Origin of the sequence: Tolumonas lignilytica (assembly GCF_000527035.1) — a bacterium.
In the GTDB taxonomy this organism is placed as follows: Bacteria; Pseudomonadota; Gammaproteobacteria; order Enterobacterales; family Aeromonadaceae; genus Tolumonas; species Tolumonas lignilytica.
The window spans coordinates 2,247,804-2,266,760 of record NZ_AZUK01000001.1 but is presented as its reverse complement, the minus strand read 5'-3'; the positions used below and the strand labels follow the sequence as shown (position 1 = coordinate 2,266,760).

Sequence of the window (18,957 nt, the reverse complement as noted above, 5' to 3'; positions counted from 1 at the left end):
TAGCTAATAGCCTTTTTTCTGCATCATGGCTCGCCGATTCTCCAGTAACATGCGTTCGTGGACTTTGAAGAAGGGATAATAAATGATCCAGGCGTTAGCCAATGCCAGCACGCTCATTAAGGCCGTCCGCCAACTACCATTGGCAGACCAGGCCGCACCAATCGGAGATGGCATAGACCAAGGCAAAATCGCGACAAACCGGTCGAGCCAGCCCCATTCCGTCAGATACCACGCCAATGTAGCATTAACCAATGGCGCCAGCAAAAAGGGTAATAGAAATAAGGGGTTCATGATGATAGGAAAACCAAACAGGATCGGTTCGTTGATGTTAAACAGTGACGGCAACACACCGAGCTTGCCGGCGCTGCGCAGCTGCTCTGAACGACTACGCAAGGCCATGAAAGCCAAGGGTAATGTCGAGCCAACACCGCCGATCAGCAGATAAAAATCCCAGAAACCCTGCAGATAGATATGTGGCAATACCCGCCCGGCAGCCAGAGCAGCCTGATTGTCCAGAATATTAGACATCCAAAACGGATACATAATACCGGTGATCAGCAATGCGCCATGAATGCCCATAAACCATAGCAGGTTACAGACCAATAATGACAGCCAGACAGCCGGCAGACTGTCAGAAGCGATGATCATTGGGCGGAATAGTTTTTCGACCAACACGGGAAACACTGCACCGAAATGTTGCTGCAAAAACAAATTGAGTAGCGTCAGACTCATCAAAATAAAAAACAGTGGAATAATCAGTTTAAAGCCGCTGGACGTAATTTGCGGAACTTCTTCCGGAACACGAATGGTCCAGTTTTTGTTATAAAAAAATCGAATTATTTCAATTGAATAAATTGATGCGATGATGGCGGTGAACAGCCCCATGCCACCCATATAGCGGGCATCAACGCCACCATTTTGATAAAAACCCGCCAGCAACATAAAACTGACGGAGCCCGTCAAACCAGACAACCGTTCCGGTAAGCCATAACTTTTCGCCAGACTTGCCGCCATGCCAAATGCAACCAGCAACGAAACGAGCCCCAACGTGATCTGATATGGCGCTAGCCAAACCGGGCGCAAATCGATCGACAGGTGATTCCAGATGATCGCCAGCCAGTTTTTACTATCCGGCAGAAACGGAGGATACAGCAGTGGGACACACAGGCTTCCTACAATGACAAACGGCATCGCTAACTGAAAACCATCACGCAGCGCAATTAAATAACGGCTTCTTGTCAGATAACGCGCGACGGGTGTCATCCATTGCTCAATCGCTGACACCATCAGTTGCATCCAGTATGAACCCATCTCCGCCTCGCTTCTTCGCTTATTCCGCAGGCAGACTAACCACTTCCTTCTCAAATGCAATCATTGTGCTCTCTGGCAACCGCTTACATAGCCCAAGTTTCCAGATTGATCACAATTTTGAGGGGATCTTTCTCAAGATCAGTGATCCGACTCACAGAGACAGAATGATCAAATGGGTAACCGGTTTCCCATTTTTTTCCTGAAAGCTATAGTGACCTCACTGGAGTTGTTGAGGAGTTCGCTGTGAAAAAAATCATGTTGTGTTGTTCCGCCGGGATGTCGACCAGTTTGCTGGTGAAAAAGATGCTGGCTGAAGCAGAAAAACGTCAGTTACCGGTGGAGATCAAGGCATTCGGTGCGGCGGAGTTTGATGAGCAGGTGTCCAAGTATCAGGCGGTATTGCTTGGCCCTCAGGTGAAATACATGCTCGCAGATTTGCAGGCGCGGGCAAAACCGTACGGCATTCCGGTAGAGGCTATCGCAATGACGGATTACGGCATGCAACGCGGAGACAAAGTGCTGGATTTTGCACTGTCTCTGATCAAGTAAAATACTACGCCAAAGGATGATGCAATGAGTGCATACAACAAAATGGTGGCGATGATTGAAGACACAATCACACCACTGGCTGCAAAATTAGGACAACAGAAATACGTCACGTCGATCCGTGACGGATTTATCTCCGCACTGCCGTTTATGATTGTCGGTAGTTTCATGCTGGTGTTTATTTTCCCACCGTTTGATCCAGAAACAAAATGGGGCTTTGCTCGCGCCTGGCTGGATTTTTCTAAGGCCTATCAGGATAAATTGTTACTGCCTTTCCAGCTCAGTATGGGGGTGATGACATTTTTTATCTCTGTCGGTGTTGCAGCCAGTCTGGCACGGCACTATAAATTAGACCCGATCACGACCGGTCTGCTGTCATTGATGTCATTCCTGTTGGTGGCCGCCCCAATCAAAGATGGTGCCATCTCTACCCAGTATTTCTCCGGCCAGGGGATCTTTACTGCGTTGCTTTGCGCTATTTACTCCACCGAGCTATACGCCTTCCTGAAGCGGAAGAATATTACGATCCGCTTGCCGGAACAGGTTCCTACCGGGGTTGCCCGTTCATTTGAAGTGCTGATCCCCGTATTGGCGATCATTCTGACACTGCATCCGTTGAATCTGTTTATTGAAAGTGAAACCGGCATGATCCTGCCACAAGCAATCATGTCTGTGGTGAAACCGCTGGTTTCCGCATCTGATAGCCTGCCAGCCATTCTGATTTCGCTGTTTATCTGCCAGATCCTGTGGTTTGCCGGTATCCACGGAGCCCTGATCGTGACTGGGATCATGAACCCATTCTGGATGGCAAATCTGGCTGACAACCAGGCGGCATTAGCGGCTGGTCAAGCCTTGCCACACATCTATCTGCAGGGTTTCTGGGATCACTATCTGTTGATTGGTGGTGTGGGTTCTACCCTGCCGTTGGCCTTCTTGTTACTGCGCAGTAAAGCCATCCACCTGCGTACTATTGGCAAAATGGGCGTCATTCCAGGTCTGTTTAATATCAACGAACCGATCCTGTTCGGTGCCCCCATCGTCATGAATCCGGTGTTTTTCCTGCCGTTCATTCTGGTGCCGATGATCAATGCCACGCTGGCTTACATTGCAACCAGCATGGGTCTGGTCGCTCGGGTAGTTTCCATGACACCGTGGACAAGCCCAGCCCCATTGGGTGCCTCCTGGGCTGCCAACTGGGCATTCAGTCCGGTGATCATGTGTCTGGTATGTATGGTCATGTCCGCAATGATGTACTACCCGTTCCTGAAAGCTTACGAACGGACCTTACTGAAACAGGAAGAAGAAAGCGCCGCTGAAGCACAGGCCGGTGAACCTGTCGCAGCCTAATTCCAAGTAAAAACGTGCGGATGGCTGCCCCCCTGTCATCTGCACACCGTCTGAAATTCTGAACGAGATAATAATGATGCAGTATCGTTTTCCGGAAAATTTCTGGTGGGGCAGCGCCTCGTCCGGTCCACAATCTGAAGGAGCAACCCTGCGTGATGGTAAATCAGCCACCATCTGGGATCAGTGGTTTAACGAATCACCCAACCGCTTTTTCAATCAGGTCGGCCCGCAAGATACCTCCACCTTTTATGACAATTTCCGCAGCGACATTCAGCTGATGAAACAATTGAACCACAATACGTTCCGCACATCGATTGCCTGGGCCCGGCTGATCCCTGACGGTACTGGTGATGTTAATCCGCTGGCGGTCAAATTCTATAACGATGTCATTGATGAACTGCTGGCCAATGGCATTGAGCCCTTCATCAACCTGTTCCATTTCGATATGCCGTTATGCATGCAGGAAAAAGGTGGCTGGGAAAGCCGCGAGGTTGTCGAAGCCTATGCAAATTATGCCGAAACCTGTTTCCGCCTGTTCGGTGGAAAAGTGAAATTCTGGTTTACCTTCAATGAACCGATCGTGCCTGTGGAAGGCGGTTATCTGTATGACTTCCATTATCCGAATGTGGTCGATTTCCGCCGTGCAGCAACCGTGGCTTATCACACCATGCTGGCGCACGCGAAAGCCGTACAACGCTACCGCGCACTGCAGCAGGAAGGTCAGATCGGGATAGTACTGAACCTGACACCATCTTATCCGCGTTCACAACATCCCGCTGATTTAAAACATCCCAGATTGCCGATCTGTTCTTTAACCGCAGCTTTCTCGACCCGGCAGTGAAAGGCGAATATCCGGCGGAATTGGTTGAACTGCTCAAACAATACGATCAATTGCCGCATTGTGAGGTCGGTGATGCGGAATTACTGGTGCAAGGCAAAGTCGATTTACTGGGTGTGAATTATTACCAGCCGCGTCGGGTCAAAGCCCGCGCTAACGCCATCAATCCGGCCAGCCCATTCATGCCGGAGTGGTTTTTCGACTACTACGAAATGCCGGGCCGCAAGATGAACCCGCACCGCGGTTGGGAGATCTACGAAAAAGGCATTTACGACATTCTGATCAACCTGCGCGATAACTACGGCAACATTCCTTCGTACATTTCTGAAAATGGCATGGGGGTTGAGGGAGAGGAAAAATTCCTCGTCGATGGTCAGATCCAGGATGACTACCGCATCCAGTTTGTCCGCGATCATTTGCAATGGCTGCACAAAGGGATCAGCGAAAACTGTGCCTGCAAGGGTTATCACCTGTGGACCTTCATCGATAACTGGTCATGGAGTAACGCCTACAAAAACCGTTACGGTTTTGTGCAACTCGATCTGGCGACCCAACAGCGCACGATTAAAAAGAGTGGCGAATGGTTCGCCAATGTCTCCCGCAATCATGGTTTCTGAGGAAAGAAAATGATGGATTTAGAAGAAGCAGTCATGGGCATCATTGTGAATGCCGGTCAGTCACGCAGCTTGTGCTTTGAAGCATTGCGTCATGCCAAACAGGGGCAGTTCGTCGAAGCCGATTCTCTGCTCCAGGAAGCCAACACCTACGCCCGCGAAGCCCATGCGGTACAGACCCAGCTGATAGAAGCGGATGAAGGCGAAGGCAAAACCAAGATGACCTTGGTGATGGTGCATGCCCAAGATCACCTGATGACGTCAATTCTGGCCAAAGAACTGATCACCGAATTGGTAGATCTGTATAAACAAAACGCAGCCCGAGTTTAATTAAATGCGTCTTTCGGTATTCCGGTTTATTTCCGCCGGAATGCCGTTTTTTTTATTTTTACGTCGGAGAACATTATGTTGCGATTAGGTCTCGATATCGGCGGCACCAAAATTGAGGCGCAGTTGTTAGATGATAAGGGGGCTTGTCTGCTGCGCCAGCGCATCCCTACGCCCAATCAGCAGTACGACACGTTTCTGGATGCTGTCACGACCTTAATTCATCACTACCGAACTGAATTTCCATCTCCTTTTTCTGTCGGTATCGGGCTGCCAGGTGCTATCAGCCCGGATAATGGCCGGATCAAAAACTCCAATATTCTGATCCTCAACGGGCAGGATCTACAGGCCGATCTGGCAGCACGGCTGGAACAGCCAGTGTCGCTTGCCAATGATGCTGATTGCTTTGCCCTGTCAGAAGCCGTGGATGGTGCCGGCAAAGACGGAAAAACCGTGTTTGGTGCCATTTTGGGTACAGGCTGCGGTGGCGGTGTCGTGGTCAACAAACAACTCCTGAGTGGGCCTAATGCTATTGCTGGTGAATGGGGCCATAACCTGCTGCCCGGCTATACGCCAGAGCAGGACGGCACCTCACAGCCTTGTTACTGTGGCCGCAGTAATTGTCTCGAACGGTTTGTCTCAGGGACTGGTTTTGCAACGCGCTTTAATCAGCGTTATGACACGGCGTTCAGCGCGGCGGACATTATGGCAGCCAAAGGTCAGGGCGACCATCATGCCAGCACCCACTATCAGCACTTCATTGATGCGCTGGCCCGCAGTCTAGGCAGCGTGATTAACCTGATTGATCCGCATGTGATTGTGCTCGGCGGCGGATTGTCCAATATTGATTCGCTGTATGATGATCTGCCTGCGGCCCTGCTGCCCTATGTTTTTTCCGATCGATGCAACACCAAGCTTGTGAAGGCAAAACACGGCGATAGCAGCGGCGTTCGTGGTGCAGCCTGGTTGCCGGGAATGAGCGCATAAAACAAAACCCGCCATTGGGCGGGTTTTAGTGTAAACGCGGTTGTACTTACTGTACTGGCGTATAGGCTGGTTGAACCACAACCGGTGCAGCGCCAGAGTTGACGTTGCTGACCAGAGAAGCGGTAGTACGACCACCGGCATCCACTAAGCGAACACGGGAACCAACCTGGAAGTTCGGATCCATTTTCTGAACGACCGCGATGGTTTGACCATTATCCAAACGAACTTCGACTTCCATACCGGTTGTTTTGCCGGTCTGATTCTGAATGGCGTTACCCGCCAGACCACCAGCCACCACACCACCGACCGTAGCCAGTTTCTTACCTGCGCCACCACCTACGGTATGACCCAGCAGACCACCGACAACAGCACCGGCAACAGCGCCAATAGGCATATTGCTGCTGTCATCCTGAATAGTAACCTGACGAATATTAGTGACAGTACCGTAACTCACGTTCTGTACGATGCCTGCGCGATTCGCCTGATAGGTATTGCCAGAATAGTTGTCAGCACATCCCGAAGCGACGAACATTGCAGAAACAACGCTCAAAACCACACATGCTTTGAATTTCATACGAGCCCTTCCCTTACACAATTTGGTCATCGCACTTCATAAAATAAAAATACGGTGCGCTATTACGGAAACCCCGATAATTAACTGAGCGGTTATTTGCATGACCCAGTTAATATCCGCGGCAACAATATAACTTTCTCGAACAAGACGCAATCCGCGTAAAATCTGTTGCGTTACAATATGTACGACCTTACGTGAGAATAGATCATGCAGCAGGTATTTCAGGATATTTTTAGTGCCATTACCGAGGAAGAGCTGTCAGAACATACGCATCAGTTGCTGTATGCCTACGACACTTGCCCACCGCCGCTGTATGCTTTTCAGGTGACTTTTCCACGGCTGGAATGGGTTTTATCGGGCAATTATCAGAACATCCTTTGCAATAATCATGGCGATAAAATTGAACAGCGACTGACAACCGGCCAGTTTCTGTATGTCCCCGCCAATTGCTGGAACAAACCGGTCTGGCAGGAAGATGTCTGCGTACTCAGTCTGCTGTTCGGTCGGCGACAACTGGGCCTGAGCCTGGTGAACTGGAGTCAGCAGCAGCAAAATTTTATTGATGTGCAGAAATACAGTTACCCGCTCTCGGCTAAAAGCCCGGTACACAGCATGTTGCAGGCATTGAGCGATCTTCAGTCATCCGGACTGCAAACCCCGCGCAGCCTGCAACTGCAACTGTTAACGGTATTGACCTTCACACAGGAATTGCTGCATCAGCCGCTGCCGGAAAAATACCAGCGCGCGCAAAGCGTATTTCAGCGGATCTGCATTTATGTGCAGGAAAATTTCCACAAGAACATCAGCCGGGAAACGGTCGCACAACGCTTTAATATCAGCCCGAATCATTTGTCCCGCTTGTTTCGTCAGCAAGGGCACATGAATTTTGCCGATTACATGGTGTATGTGCGTATTGACCGCGCCAAATTCATGCTGCGCCGTTATCCGATGCATCTGGAAGAAATCGCCCATCGCTGCGGTTTTCGCGATACCAACTATTTTTGCCGAGTCTTTAAGAAAAAAACCGGCCGCACACCGACCGAGTACCGTCTGGAAAAATAGCCGAATCACCGATTACTGCGGCTACGAAACCCGCATGCGGTTTACAGTTTCAACTCTGCCTGCAGTAGCGCACACAACGCTGAACCATCTGGTGCCTGCCGTAATTGCTGGCGGAATGACTCATACATGATCTTCCGGGCCAGCCGGGAAAATATCCGCAAATGCTGTTCTTTGCCTTGCCGGGTACTCAAGGTCAGCATGATCACCAGATCAACGGGTTGTCCATCCAGCGAGCCCCAATCGACTGCCTGCGTCAATCGACAAATCGAAATGGCAGGGTGTTCAATCGCATCGCTCATCGCATGCGGCAGTGCAATGCCATGACCTAAACCGGTTGAATAAGTCTCTTCTCTTGTCCAGAGTGCCTCTTCTAACGAGTACGGTTGTGCGGTTCTTCCCGTCAGCCAGAGGTGATCCACCATGCCTTTCAGTACCTCCGCCTTGCTGATCCACGCTGCCTGCAAGATCATATTGTCGCTACTCAGCATCGGGCGTGGTTCATACACATCGCTGTCAACCAGCAATGCCAGCACCTGTTCACTGCTGTCACATTCACAAACCTGATCCAGCAATTGCCGGCATCGTCCGGCATGCAGTTGTGCCAGCTGCGTTTTACACTCGACAATTTGTGTCGTGACCAGACTGATCTCATTGAGCCCCAATGCCAGCAGCAAAGGCAGGAAACGACGCTCCCGCGCCAGCTCGCCACAGAGTCCAATCCAGCAGCCATGTAATCGGGCCTGCTCTGCAATTTGCCGTAACAGCAACCATAAGGCCGGATGCGCATAGTGATAATAATGAGCAACCTGCGGGTTAGTTCGATCGACCGCCAACAGATATTGTGTCAGGTCGTTACTGCCGATACTGAAAAAGTCGGCCTGTGCACAAAACACCGGAACCTGTAAAGCGGTAGCCGGGATCTCAAGCATGATGCCCAATGGAAAAGCTGCATGAGGAATTTGCGCCGCGTGCAGTGCTAACTGCTCTTCTGCAACCAAACGCCGCACCCAAATCAATTCGTCTAATTGGGACACCATCGGCAGCATGACTTTAAGCCCCCCCAGAGGGGCCGCGCGCAATAATGCCCGCAACTGCGTACGAAACAGCGCTTCACAATGTGGATATAAGCGTACCCCCCGCATACCCAGAAATGGATTGGCTTCCTGACTTAACGGCAGATAGCTCAATGGTTTATCGCCACCCAAATCAAAGGTACGAATGATCACCGGTTTGCCATTGGCTGCCGTTAATAGCGCGCAATAGGCCTGATATTGCTCTTCTTCATCGGGTGGCGTGTCTCGCTCAAGAAACAGCGTTTCTGTCCGGAACAAACCCACCCCTTCCGCTCCGGCGGCCAGCGCTTGAGACATTTCGCTTGGTGAATTGATATTGGCCGCAATTTCCAGACGCTGCCGATCAGCACTCCATGCCAGACTCAGACTTTGTTGTGCCAGCACACGCTGACGCTGCTGCCGTATCTGCTGATGCAACTGATAATAACGCTCCGCAATCTGATCGGGCTGTACCAGACAGATCCCCAGCTCCGCATCTACGATCACCGGTAACCCGACCGTCTGACGTAATCGCGTTTCAGGCAGACGGGTCAAGACCGGAATACCCGCCGCCCGGGCCAAAATGACGGTATGCGAGGTCGCCCCACCGTGTGTCAGCAACAGAGCCCGCAGATAAGATTTATCCAGGCGCAGAAACTGGCTCGGTGTCAGCTCTGTCGCCAGCACAACACTGGCTTGCGCTAAAGTGCAGCTCTCCTGAACCCAGGTGGGATACAGTAAGGCGAGTAATTGCTGGCAGACATCCCGCAGATCCAGTTCCCGTTCCCGTAAATAGTGGCTGTCGGCGCGTTGAAACTGGGATTGAAAATAGTGCTGCGTTTGTAAAATGGCTTGCGCTGCCGAAGCTGCATCAGGTAAAGCACCCTGCAAGATCTGGCGGAACTGACTGTCGGTCACCAACGCCAGATGGGCTTGCAGTACCTGTGCGGTCTGGTCTTGCGCCTGGGTGAGTTGCAGCTCCAATTGCTGTTGCAGTTGTATCAATGCCGTTGTGATCAACCGCTGACGCAGGTCCCATGTCTCCGGCGGTAGTGCAATGCTCGGCAATGATAAAGACGATTCAAAGAGTACCAGTTGCCCCTGCGCAATCCCCGGGCTGACCGGCAGACCGTGGATCCATTCGCTTTTCGTTGCCAGTAAACTGCGTGGCATAAACTGCGGCGGGAGTTCGGTTTCGGCGCCGACATCTTCCTGAAGCTCATAGTGCAAAAAATGCTGCAATACGCGCGCGGCTTCGAGGGCATCACTCCCCGTCAGGGTAATGTCACAGAGATCATCAAACAGCGTGTCGGTGCCTAACAGTGCCAGCACGCTCTTGGCATTGGCGCAGCGGCCATTCCGGCGGTTACACCAATCAATAGTGGCCTTGAAGCCTTTAGTCACGGCCTCTAGCTGGGTGGCCGGACGGGCATGTAACCCGCGTTGCAAACTACAGCGATATTCAAGTTTATGACACGGCATAATGTGCACCCACAGGTAACCAAAACAGGATCATCAGGCTTGTAACCGTTTAAATACCGCCTTGGGATCTTTCAAGACATCCTGAATCGGCACTTTCAGGACGCGCATATTCTCAAATCGCTCTTCCCCCTCAATGACGATATCAATCGCCATCAGGATCGCATCGGCAGCCCGAATGTCATGGACGGACAATTCATTTTCAATTCCCATGGCGCCCTGGGTTTCCACTTTAATGTCATGGCCCAGTTCTTTGGCTGTTGCGATTAACTTCTCTGCCGCCATGTAGGTATGGGCAATGCCGGTGGGACAAGCGGTGACCGCCACAATTCTCATTCTGTCTTTCCTCTTGCACTATTCATGGTTTGCCACAACCGGAGAACCGGAACGGGCTTTCAGAAAATTCATCAATATCGCAGTGACCAACACACCTGATGCTATTGAAACCAGATACATCAGGCGGTGATCAATGACCGGCAACACAATCGGACCGCCATGCGGTGCATGGTCGGCAACTCCAGACAGCATGGCCATCACACTGCCGATAGCAGAGCCGAAACAGATAGTCGGGATCACCCGTAATGGGTCGGCAGCCGCAAAGGGAATTGCCCCTTCGGTAATACCAATACAGCCCATGGCCAGTGCAGCGGCCCCTGCCTCTTGCTCCTGCTCAGACCAGAGTTTTTTATTCAGTTTGGTGGCTAGTCCCAACCCCAGCGGCGGAATGCAAATCGCAGTTGCCACCGCCCCCATAATGGTTGGATTGCCTTCGGCAATCATTGCGGAGCCAAAGAAAAACGCCGTCTTATTGATTGGTCCACCCATATCAAACGCCACCATCGCCCCCAGCACAGCCCCTAAAACCACGGCATTGGCGGTGCCCATGCCTTTTAGCCAGCCGGCCAGAAAAACCATCGAATTGGCCAGCGGAACACCGACCACTTCAAACATCAGCGTACCGATGATCAGCGCCGAACAGATGGGAATAATCAGGATCGGCGTTAATGGCCGAAAGGCTTTCGGGATCGGCATTTTTTTCAGTAATTCGACAACCCAGCCTGCCAGTAAACCGGCCACCAGCGCACCAATGAAGCCGGCATGAATGGTGGATGAAATTTGCCCGCCCAGCATCCCGGCCACCAGAGCCGGTTTGCCGGCCCGAGCGTAGGCAATATAGCCCGCCAGCACCGGCAGAAGCAGTGCAAAGACCTGATTGCCAATATCGACAATCAGCTTGAGTATGGGTGACCCCGTAAATGAGGGGCCGAGTGATGTCATCGGAGCAAAAGCAACAGCTAACGCGATCAGTATGCCGCCACTGGCAATAAACGGGATCACGTGAGATACGCCAGTCAGCAGATACTGCTTATAGCGCTGTAACTGTTCTCGCATACAAGGCTCCATTTGCATTCGTCATTATTGTTATTCTTGTAAACCGTTTATTATTCCAGCCTGAAGGGCTGACGGTATTGGAAAAAACACTCATCAACTGGATTTTTGTAACATTAATAAGGCTTTGTGACTGGGATCGGCTTTCCATTTTCAGGAGCCGCCGTTATCGCTTTAAAGATAGGATAAAAAAGCAAAACCGGATCGGTTGGCGTAACCGATCCGCTGAGGACACGTTTAACACTCGGTAATATTGATCGCCAATCCGCCGCGCGAGGTTTCCTTATATTTGTCGAGCATATCCTTGCCGGTATCCCGCATCGTGGCAATGACCTTATCCAGGGAAATAAAATGCTGACCATCACCGCGCAACGCCATACTGGCCGCATTAATCGCTTTCACCGACGCCATCGCATTGCGTTCAATGCAGGGAATTTGTACCAATCCGGCAACAGGATCGCAGGTCAGACCCAGATTATGCTCCATGCCGATTTCCGCCGCATTCTCGACCTGATCCGGGGTGCCCCCCATGACCGCCGCCAACCCTGCCGCCGCCATCGCACAGGCTGACCCGACCTCACCCTGACAACCGACTTCCGCACCGGAAATCGACGCATTCAACTTGCACAAAATACCAATGGCTGTAGCCGTCAGCAGGAACTCCTGCACCTTGGCGGCTGACGCCGACGCGCTGAATTGTGGACAAAACTGCATGTAATAATGCAAGACGGCCGGAATGATCCCGGCAGCACCATTGGTCGGAGCGGTCACTACCCGACCGCCGGCCGCATTTTCTTCATTCACGGCCAACGCATACAGGTTGACCCATTCCATCGCATTCCAGCCCGGTGAGCCCATCTGCCGCACCAGACTGTCATGCAAACGAGCAGCCCGACGACGAACATGCAAACCGCCGGGTAATTCCCCCTGCTGCTGAATGCCGCGCTGAACACAGCGTTGCATGGTCTGCCAGATCTGCTCAATACCTGTCGCGATGTCGGCATCACTGCGCCAGACCAGCTCATTCGCCAGCATCAGTTCAGCAACGGATAGCTGGTGTTGATGACACAAGGCTAACAGCTCCGCTGCTGAAGCAAACGGATACGGAACCTGAACTTCATTCAATGAGGCAGGTTGATCCACCTCATCATCATCCAGCACAAAACCGCCGCCCACCGAATAATAGGTTTTCATCAGTACGGTTTGCCCTGCGCCATCAAAGGCAAACAACTGCAGACCATTGGTATGCCGGGGCAAACACTCCCAGCGCAAAATCACATCGCGCTGTTCATCAAACGCTATGGCATGCGATCCTGCCAGACACAAGTCTGCTCCCGACTGTAATGCCGCATAGCGGGGGGCGATCCAGTCAGGATCGACAACATCCGGCAAGGCCCCTTCCAGACCCAGTAACAGGGCAGGTGGTGTACCATGACCTTTTCCGGTCGCGGCTAGCGAACCATAAAAAATAACCTGAACCCGGGTGACAGATGACAACAACGCTTGTTGTGCTAATAACTGACTGAACAGATAACCGGCCTTCATCGGGCCGACGGTATGCGAACTGGAAGGGCCGATCCCGATTTTGAAGAGATCAAACAAGCTAAGCGTCATTACAAATCCTGTCTTTATTTTAACTTCAGATAAACACACTAAAGATAGCGCACCTGAAAGAAACAAATAATATGCCAACCAAAACAATCAGGATAATGCGTTACAAATCACTGAGATAATAAAGAATTGTTCTAAAGATAGGCTATAACGCCTGATCATGGGGAAGCAACAGGCACAAAAAAAGGGCAGTCTGCCCTTTTTCTGCGCTCATATTAAATCACCCGGGAGAATTGCTGCTGCCGTGCTTTTTGCCGCAAATAGACATCAAAACACATACAGATATTGCGGATTAGCAAGCGCCCGGTCGCAGTCACCCGCAGGATCTGATTATCGATAACCACCAAACCATCGTTCACAAAGGGTTGCAGCAGTTTTAAATCTTCTGCGAAATAGTCGGCAAACGAAATCCCGTATTGGGCTTCAAGCTGCTGCGGGTCCAGTGTGAAATTGCAGATCAACGCCTTAATGAGATCGCGGCGGATCAAATCATCCCGTTCCAGTGCACAGCCTTTCCATTGCGCATGACCAAGTTGCGTCACTTGTTCGTAATACACCTGCAGCTCTTTCTGGTTCTGTGAGTAGGCATCGCCCAGCATGCTGATGGCCGAAACGCCCAACCCCAGCAGATCACAATCCCCCTGCGTGGTGTAGCCCTGGAAATTACGATGCAGCACACCGTCGCGTTGCGCCTGGGCCAGTTCGTCATCGGGTTTGGCAAAGTGATCCATGCCGATATACAGATAACCCTGTGCCGTCAGGTATTCAATGGTTTCCTGCAGCATGGCCAGTTTTTCCGCCGGGGACGGTAATAACTCTTCTTTGATCTTATGCTGACCGGCAAAGCGGCTCGGCAGGTGTGCATAGTTAAACACGGAGAGCCGATCCGGCTGCAATGCCACGATCTGTTCCAGTGTGTGACGGAAACTTTCGCGGGTTTGCAGCGGTAAACCGTAAATCAAATCCAGATTGGTCGAGCGGAAGCCCAGTTGTTTCGCCCGCTGGATCATGGCGCGAATAAAATCATTATCCTGCTCACGATTCACCACTTCCTGTACGCGTTTGTCAAAATCCTGCACGCCCAGGCTGATGCGGTTAAATCCTACCTGTTTCAGCACATCCAATGTATCCAGCGTAATTTCTCGCGGATCAATTTCAATGCTGAACTCGCCTTCCTCTGCAAAATGAAAATGCGTTTTCAGCATGGTCATCAGACGGGCGATCTGTTCATGCGACAGGTAAGTCGGTGTACCGCCGCCCCAGTGCAACTGGCTGACGGTGCGACCGGCAAACAGTTTGGCCTGCTGCTGGATCTCTTTTTCCAGATAGCCGAGATATTCTTCTGCTTTATGCCGCTGCCGGGTCACGATTTTATTACAGGCGCAGTAATAACAAAGCTTATGGCAGAACGGGATATGGACATACAGCGATAACGGCCGCTGCGGATATTGTTGTGTCGCATGCAGAAACTGCGGGTAGCCAAACGATTCGGAGAATTCCAGTGCAGTTGGATAAGAGGTGTAACGCGGGCCGCTGTAATTATATTTCTGGATCAGGGCGTCATCCCAGATGACATGCTGTGTAGACATGGGTTTGGCAACCTAAATTAAAAAAGTCACGATACTTCATTGAGCGTTATAGCAGGTGTACGCCGCTTCCAAAAGCAAAGATCACCCGTAACGTGAAATTAGCTCCGAAGAGACGACGAACATTTCGTAACACATCACCACATAATCGAACATATTGACCATTTCCTTACTGCCGACTCTTTGCTTAACTAAGGCCACTCTCACCGGAAAGGAATAGCGATCATGTCGATCAAAAAACTTATCACCACAGGGCTTATTGTTTCTCTCTCAGCATTTGCTTTTATCAATACGGCGGCTGCACAGATGACACCACAGCAGAAAGCGGAATGGTTAAAAACACATCCGCGCAGAGCTGAGGTCAATGCTCGTCTGACCAATCAAGCGCATCGGATCAACACAGAACGCAAAGAAGGTGATCTCACCAACCCACAGGCAGCCAAACTGCATTCAGCCGATCGCCATATCCGCCGCGAAGAACGTCGTATGGCAGCACAACACAACGGCCATCTGACCAAGCAGGAACAAATCAAACTGAACCAGCAGGAAAATAAAGTCAGCCAGAAAATCGGGCAGTAAGATACTTGGTCAGCGTGGTGGCAGGGTGTCACAGGCTGTTTCTGAACCGAGGTCAAGTGCCACACGGGAAAACCGTGTGGCACCCGGCGGAATCAATCTTCTTTGTAGCGGCTGTCGAATTGGCTGGGATCAAAATCGCTGTCAATGAAGCGCTGCAGCAATTCATCCGGGTCCTTTGCTTCGTTCTCTTCGTCATTCAAACCCAATAACTTTAAGAGTTCCTGATGACGCGCCAGTTTTTTATCCAGCCATTCCTGATCTTCTGCGGCTATCGGCTGTTCTAATTCCAATTTATCCAGCAGCGCATTCAGACGATCATCGTTTTCCAGTTTGTCCAGTTCACGTTCCCACTTCGCCAGTTGTTGCTCTTGTGGTACTTCTTTCTTTTCTGATTTCGGCTCAACCGGTTTGGCCGGTTTTACGGTTTTTACCGGCGTTTCCACCACCAGGGCTACCGGCTTGCGAGAACCGACGCGGGCGTCCTTGTTCTTGGCTTCCCGTGCCTGATGTTCTTTGCTTTCGACGCTGTTACGTGCGCCGGGTTTCAGGCCCTTGCGTTTCGCCTGTTTTTTCTGCTCACGGCCATCTAATTCAGTAAATGCCGGTTTTTTCTTCTTGCTGTCAGGGCGTTTGCTATTCCCAACTGATTTCGCTGGCTTGGTCGCCATGTGTTACTCCAAAACTCGCTCGATGATCTGATGGGCTATTCTACATAACCGCAGGGGCGGCGCGTAGTGACTATTCTACTTTTGCCGCAATAACCGTCTGACTATAACGACGATCCACGCGGAAAATATGATCGATCAGCCAGATTTTCACAAATAAGACGATATCCATCATCGCATCGTCGTCTTTGGCTCTTGCCTTTGCCAGCCGGCTCTTCAATTCATCCAGTACGGCGGCATGAACTTTGGCATGCGGCACCAGATCCGGATAGTTCACTTTTTTCATTAATGCTTCTTCGGTATGGAAATGCTGTGTCACCCGCGCCAGCAGATCTTCAATCTTGGCATTAATGTTCTGGCTGCCGGTTTTGAATTTGACGGCACTGTAAGCCGCATTGACCGCATGGAACATCCCTTCATGCTGCGTATCCATAGAGGGAATATTGATTTTAAAGGCATCTGACCAATGAACCAGTTCGTCATTCTGACGCGAGTTTTTGGTATCAAAGGTAATCTGGAAGTTACCACTGAGCTGTTCCAATTCATCAATGATAAACGCAACTTCGCGGGTCACTTGCACATTAAGCAAGGTGTCATCCATGACACCGCTGACGACGTCATTGACCTTTTCAACCATCGCCGCCGTATTGCCGTTCACCTGAGCCTGTTGTTCCGCTGCTGCGGCAATCTGCGTGTTCATATCGGCAATCTGGTTAACGATCTGAACGATTTCGGTCAGCGTCTGACCGGCCTGCTCGGCCTGTTGTACCGCTTGATCGCCAACTTGCTGTGTTTCCTCCATCAATCCGACTGTCAGCGACGTCTGACGCTGCACCTGCTCGATCTTGTGCTGAATTTCCTGTGTAGACGCCTGCGTCCGGTTGGCCAGTGAACGCACTTCATCGGCCACCACGGCAAATCCGCGTCCGGCCTCACCAGCCCGGGCCGCTTCAATGGCCGCATTAAGCGCCAGTAAATTCGTCTGCTCAGAGATATTCCGGATCAGGTTAACAATATCGCCAATGGCCGCACTGTCCTGCTGCAATTGTTGGATCGCCTGCGTTGACCGGGAAATGTTTGACGCGACCTGTTGAATGAGCTGAACCGTTTGCTCAACTTTAGACAACCCTTCTTCGGCATGATTGCGGGAACCCAGCGTATGCTCTCTGGCTTCCTGGGTGCTTTGCGTAATGTTGGTTAACGTAGACATCATCTCTGCAACCGAGTCATTCAGCATTTCGGCCTGCTCAAACATCTGCGTCATGTTTTTTTCCGTCGAATTGGACGACATTCGCAATTCATCGACCTGCCGCGCAGCCACATTAGAGGTTTCCTGAATGGTCGATATCACATGATCCAGACTTTCAGTCAGACCATTCAACATCGAAGCCACCTGGGAAAATTCATTCTTGTTCGTGGTTGGCAACCGATAAGCGAGGTTTTTGCCACTGTCTGTCATGATTTTCAGATGATGGCGTAATTCATTGATAGAATGATTTATTTTCCAGCGTAAAGCGGCCAGTGCCACCAAAACCAGCCCCATTAGCGTCAGAGAAAATACAATATTCAAATACCGTAATTGTGCTTCTTGCCGGGTAATTTCTGTTTTGACCTGATTGGTATCTTGTGCCAATTGTTTAATTTGGTTATCGATCGCGGTACCAATGTGATCAGACAGCCAGTCAAAACCACCTGGGGCTTTTTTCATCAACTGGTCGCCCTGCGATTTATCTCCCGCCAGATAAGCCTGCGTCATCTGTTCACCGATTTGAATCTGCTGAGAAATGTATTCCGGGAGTTGTTGCAGATAGTTGGCACTGCCGGTTTGGGTCAATGCCTTTTGCTGTTCGAGAATTAAGGTCGCGTAATGATGAGCCTGATCAATTGAATCTTTATCACCAGTGAGAGATGCATCGGTCAGATATTGCTGGATCTGCACGGACGCATAACGTAATTCCTGCATCAGCAAAGCATTGTCTGCATTCTGCTGCTCTTGTTGATGCCATTGTTCGATGGTGGATTGGGCATGTTCACGCCAGAGTAGATAACCACTCAAAGCAATAATCAGTAGGAAGGAGAAAAATAAAATGAAACGACGAATGGAGCAATTCAAGATCCAACTGCGCATATCATACCTTCAGAGACTAAAGATGCCTTTTAGCGAGTCTAGATAAAGGTTTATTTATCATCCAATTTAATTTTCAAAAATAAGACTCTATCGAGGCAATTAATCGATAGTCATCAGAATGGCCGCAAACACGGGAACATGGAAAATTACAGAAGGATTAAACTCGATAACACATTTGAAAGCACAGCCGGAAAGATCTCCGGCTGTCAGAAAAGATTAGCGCGATGCCGCAGAAAGCAAGGCACCGGCAGCAATAAACAACGAGCCAAAGATGCGATTTTGTGTCCGCATCCCTTTTTCATTCTGTACCAGATGAGTCAGCGGTGCCGCCAGTGACGCATAGCCGAGCATGACGATCACATCCACCACCACACACGTCACCGACAGAATCAATGCCTGCGACCACAGCGGATAGTCGGCGTGCAGAAATTGTGGAAACAAAGCCACCAGAAAGACAATGCTTTTGGGGTTGGTCAGGTTGACAAAGACCGCAGGCCAAAACAGCGCCGGACGATGACCCGCTTCGGCCGTCACGCCTTCCCGCATCAGTTGGGGCACTTCGCGCCATTTAGTCCAACCCAGCCAAACCAGATAGGCGACCCCAAACCATTTCAGTATCGCAAATGCGGTGGCGGATTTGGCCAACAGAGTACCGAGACCGACGCCGACTAACACCAGATGGATTGACAATCCGAGCTGCAACCCAGCGATGGCCGGGACCGAACCACGCACACCATACCGGATCGCATTACTGATCGTGTTCACTGCCCCCGAACCGGGATAAATACTGAACACCAGCGTCGTTGCCAGATAGGTCAGCCAAACGTGAAGATCCATTCTCACCTCCGCAGGCGTTGGTTGG

General features: G+C 50.9%; 16 protein-coding genes and 1 pseudogene. 7 read left to right on the top strand and 10 right to left on the bottom strand.

What is annotated here, in order from left to right:
* Nucleotides 1-3 precede the first annotated feature (3 nt).
* Nucleotides 4-1,311: a PTS sugar transporter subunit IIC gene (locus H027_RS0110620; RefSeq protein ID WP_024872436.1), complete on the bottom strand. Its 1,308-nt coding sequence runs from the start codon at nt 1,309-1,311 to the stop codon at nt 4-6.
* A 243-nt stretch (nt 1,312-1,554) separates the two neighbouring features.
* Between H027_RS0110620 and H027_RS0110615 the strand changes: the two genes are divergently transcribed.
* The 5 genes and pseudogenes from H027_RS0110615 to H027_RS0110595 all read left to right on the top strand — a co-directional run bounded on the left by H027_RS0110615 (nt 1,555) and on the right by H027_RS0110595 (nt 5,970).
* Nucleotides 1,555-1,860 carry a PTS sugar transporter subunit IIB gene (locus tag H027_RS0110615; RefSeq protein WP_024872435.1) on the top strand — a complete coding sequence of 102 codons (306 nt, stop codon included), beginning with the start codon at nt 1,555-1,557 and terminating at the stop codon, nt 1,858-1,860.
* A 24-nt stretch (nt 1,861-1,884) separates the two neighbouring features.
* Nucleotides 1,885-3,204 (top strand): PTS sugar transporter subunit IIC, encoded by a 1,320-nt coding sequence (locus H027_RS0110610; RefSeq protein ID WP_024872434.1) that lies wholly within the window; start codon nt 1,885-1,887, stop codon nt 3,202-3,204.
* A gap of 76 nt (nt 3,205-3,280) precedes the next feature.
* Nucleotides 3,281-4,659 (top strand): annotated as a pseudogene (locus H027_RS17740) (glycoside hydrolase family 1 protein).
* A gap of 9 nt (nt 4,660-4,668) precedes the next feature.
* A complete protein-coding gene (locus tag H027_RS0110600) occupies nt 4,669-4,986 on the top strand; it encodes a PTS lactose/cellobiose transporter subunit IIA (RefSeq protein WP_202593441.1) in 318 nt (105 codons plus the stop codon).
* Nucleotides 4,987-5,061: 75 nt separating this feature from the next.
* Complete coding sequence (locus tag H027_RS0110595) at nt 5,062-5,970, top strand: ROK family protein (protein ID WP_024872432.1); 909 nt, start codon at nt 5,062-5,064, stop codon at nt 5,968-5,970.
* Between the two features lie 46 nt (nt 5,971-6,016).
* Here the strand turns inward: H027_RS0110595 and H027_RS0110590 are convergent, their stop codons facing one another.
* Nucleotides 6,017-6,544, bottom strand: coding sequence for an outer membrane lipoprotein (locus H027_RS0110590; protein WP_024872431.1), 528 nt, complete (start codon nt 6,542-6,544; stop codon nt 6,017-6,019).
* Between the two features lie 207 nt (nt 6,545-6,751).
* Here H027_RS0110590 and H027_RS0110585 point away from each other — a divergent pair, with 207 nt between their 5' ends.
* A complete protein-coding gene (locus H027_RS0110585; protein ID WP_024872430.1) occupies nt 6,752-7,606 on the top strand; it encodes a helix-turn-helix transcriptional regulator in 855 nt (284 codons plus the stop codon).
* 41 nt (nt 7,607-7,647) lie between these two features.
* Here the strand turns inward: H027_RS0110585 and ptsP are convergent, their stop codons facing one another.
* The 5 genes from ptsP to hemN form a co-directional block, all read right to left on the bottom strand.
* Entirely contained in the window at nt 7,648-10,140 is a 2,493-nt protein-coding gene (gene ptsP, locus H027_RS0110580; RefSeq protein ID WP_024872429.1) for a phosphoenolpyruvate--protein phosphotransferase, read from the bottom strand.
* Nucleotides 10,141-10,173: 33 nt separating this feature from the next.
* Complete coding sequence (locus H027_RS0110575) at nt 10,174-10,473, bottom strand: PTS fructose transporter subunit IIB (RefSeq protein ID WP_024872428.1); 300 nt, start codon at nt 10,471-10,473, stop codon at nt 10,174-10,176.
* A gap of 18 nt (nt 10,474-10,491) precedes the next feature.
* Complete coding sequence (locus H027_RS0110570; protein WP_024872427.1) at nt 10,492-11,529, bottom strand: PTS fructose transporter subunit IIC; 1,038 nt, start codon at nt 11,527-11,529, stop codon at nt 10,492-10,494.
* Between the two features lie 234 nt (nt 11,530-11,763).
* Nucleotides 11,764-13,140, bottom strand: coding sequence for an L-serine ammonia-lyase (locus H027_RS0110565; RefSeq protein WP_024872426.1), 1,377 nt, complete (start codon nt 13,138-13,140; stop codon nt 11,764-11,766).
* A gap of 212 nt (nt 13,141-13,352) precedes the next feature.
* On the bottom strand, nt 13,353-14,726 hold the full coding sequence (gene hemN, locus H027_RS0110560; RefSeq protein ID WP_024872425.1) for an oxygen-independent coproporphyrinogen III oxidase: 1,374 nt from the start codon (nt 14,724-14,726) through the stop codon (nt 13,353-13,355).
* 222 nt (nt 14,727-14,948) lie between these two features.
* On the opposite strand from hemN, the gene H027_RS0110555 reads away from it, so the two are divergent.
* On the top strand, nt 14,949-15,302 hold the full coding sequence (locus tag H027_RS0110555; RefSeq protein ID WP_024872424.1) for a hypothetical protein: 354 nt from the start codon (nt 14,949-14,951) through the stop codon (nt 15,300-15,302).
* Between the two features lie 92 nt (nt 15,303-15,394).
* On the opposite strand, the gene yihI is transcribed toward H027_RS0110555, so the two are convergent.
* From yihI to rhtB, 3 genes are all read right to left on the bottom strand, one after another.
* Nucleotides 15,395-15,970: a Der GTPase-activating protein YihI gene (yihI, locus tag H027_RS0110550; RefSeq protein ID WP_024872423.1), complete on the bottom strand. Its 576-nt coding sequence runs from the start codon at nt 15,968-15,970 to the stop codon at nt 15,395-15,397.
* Between the two features lie 70 nt (nt 15,971-16,040).
* Nucleotides 16,041-18,095, bottom strand: a complete 2,055-nt coding sequence (locus tag H027_RS0110545) for a bacteriohemerythrin (RefSeq protein ID WP_024872422.1) — start codon at nt 18,093-18,095, stop codon at nt 16,041-16,043.
* 216 nt (nt 18,096-18,311) lie between these two features.
* Nucleotides 18,312-18,932, bottom strand: coding sequence for a homoserine/homoserine lactone efflux protein (rhtB, locus tag H027_RS0110540; protein ID WP_024872421.1), 621 nt, complete (start codon nt 18,930-18,932; stop codon nt 18,312-18,314).
* Between the last annotated feature and the right edge of the window lie 25 nt (nt 18,933-18,957).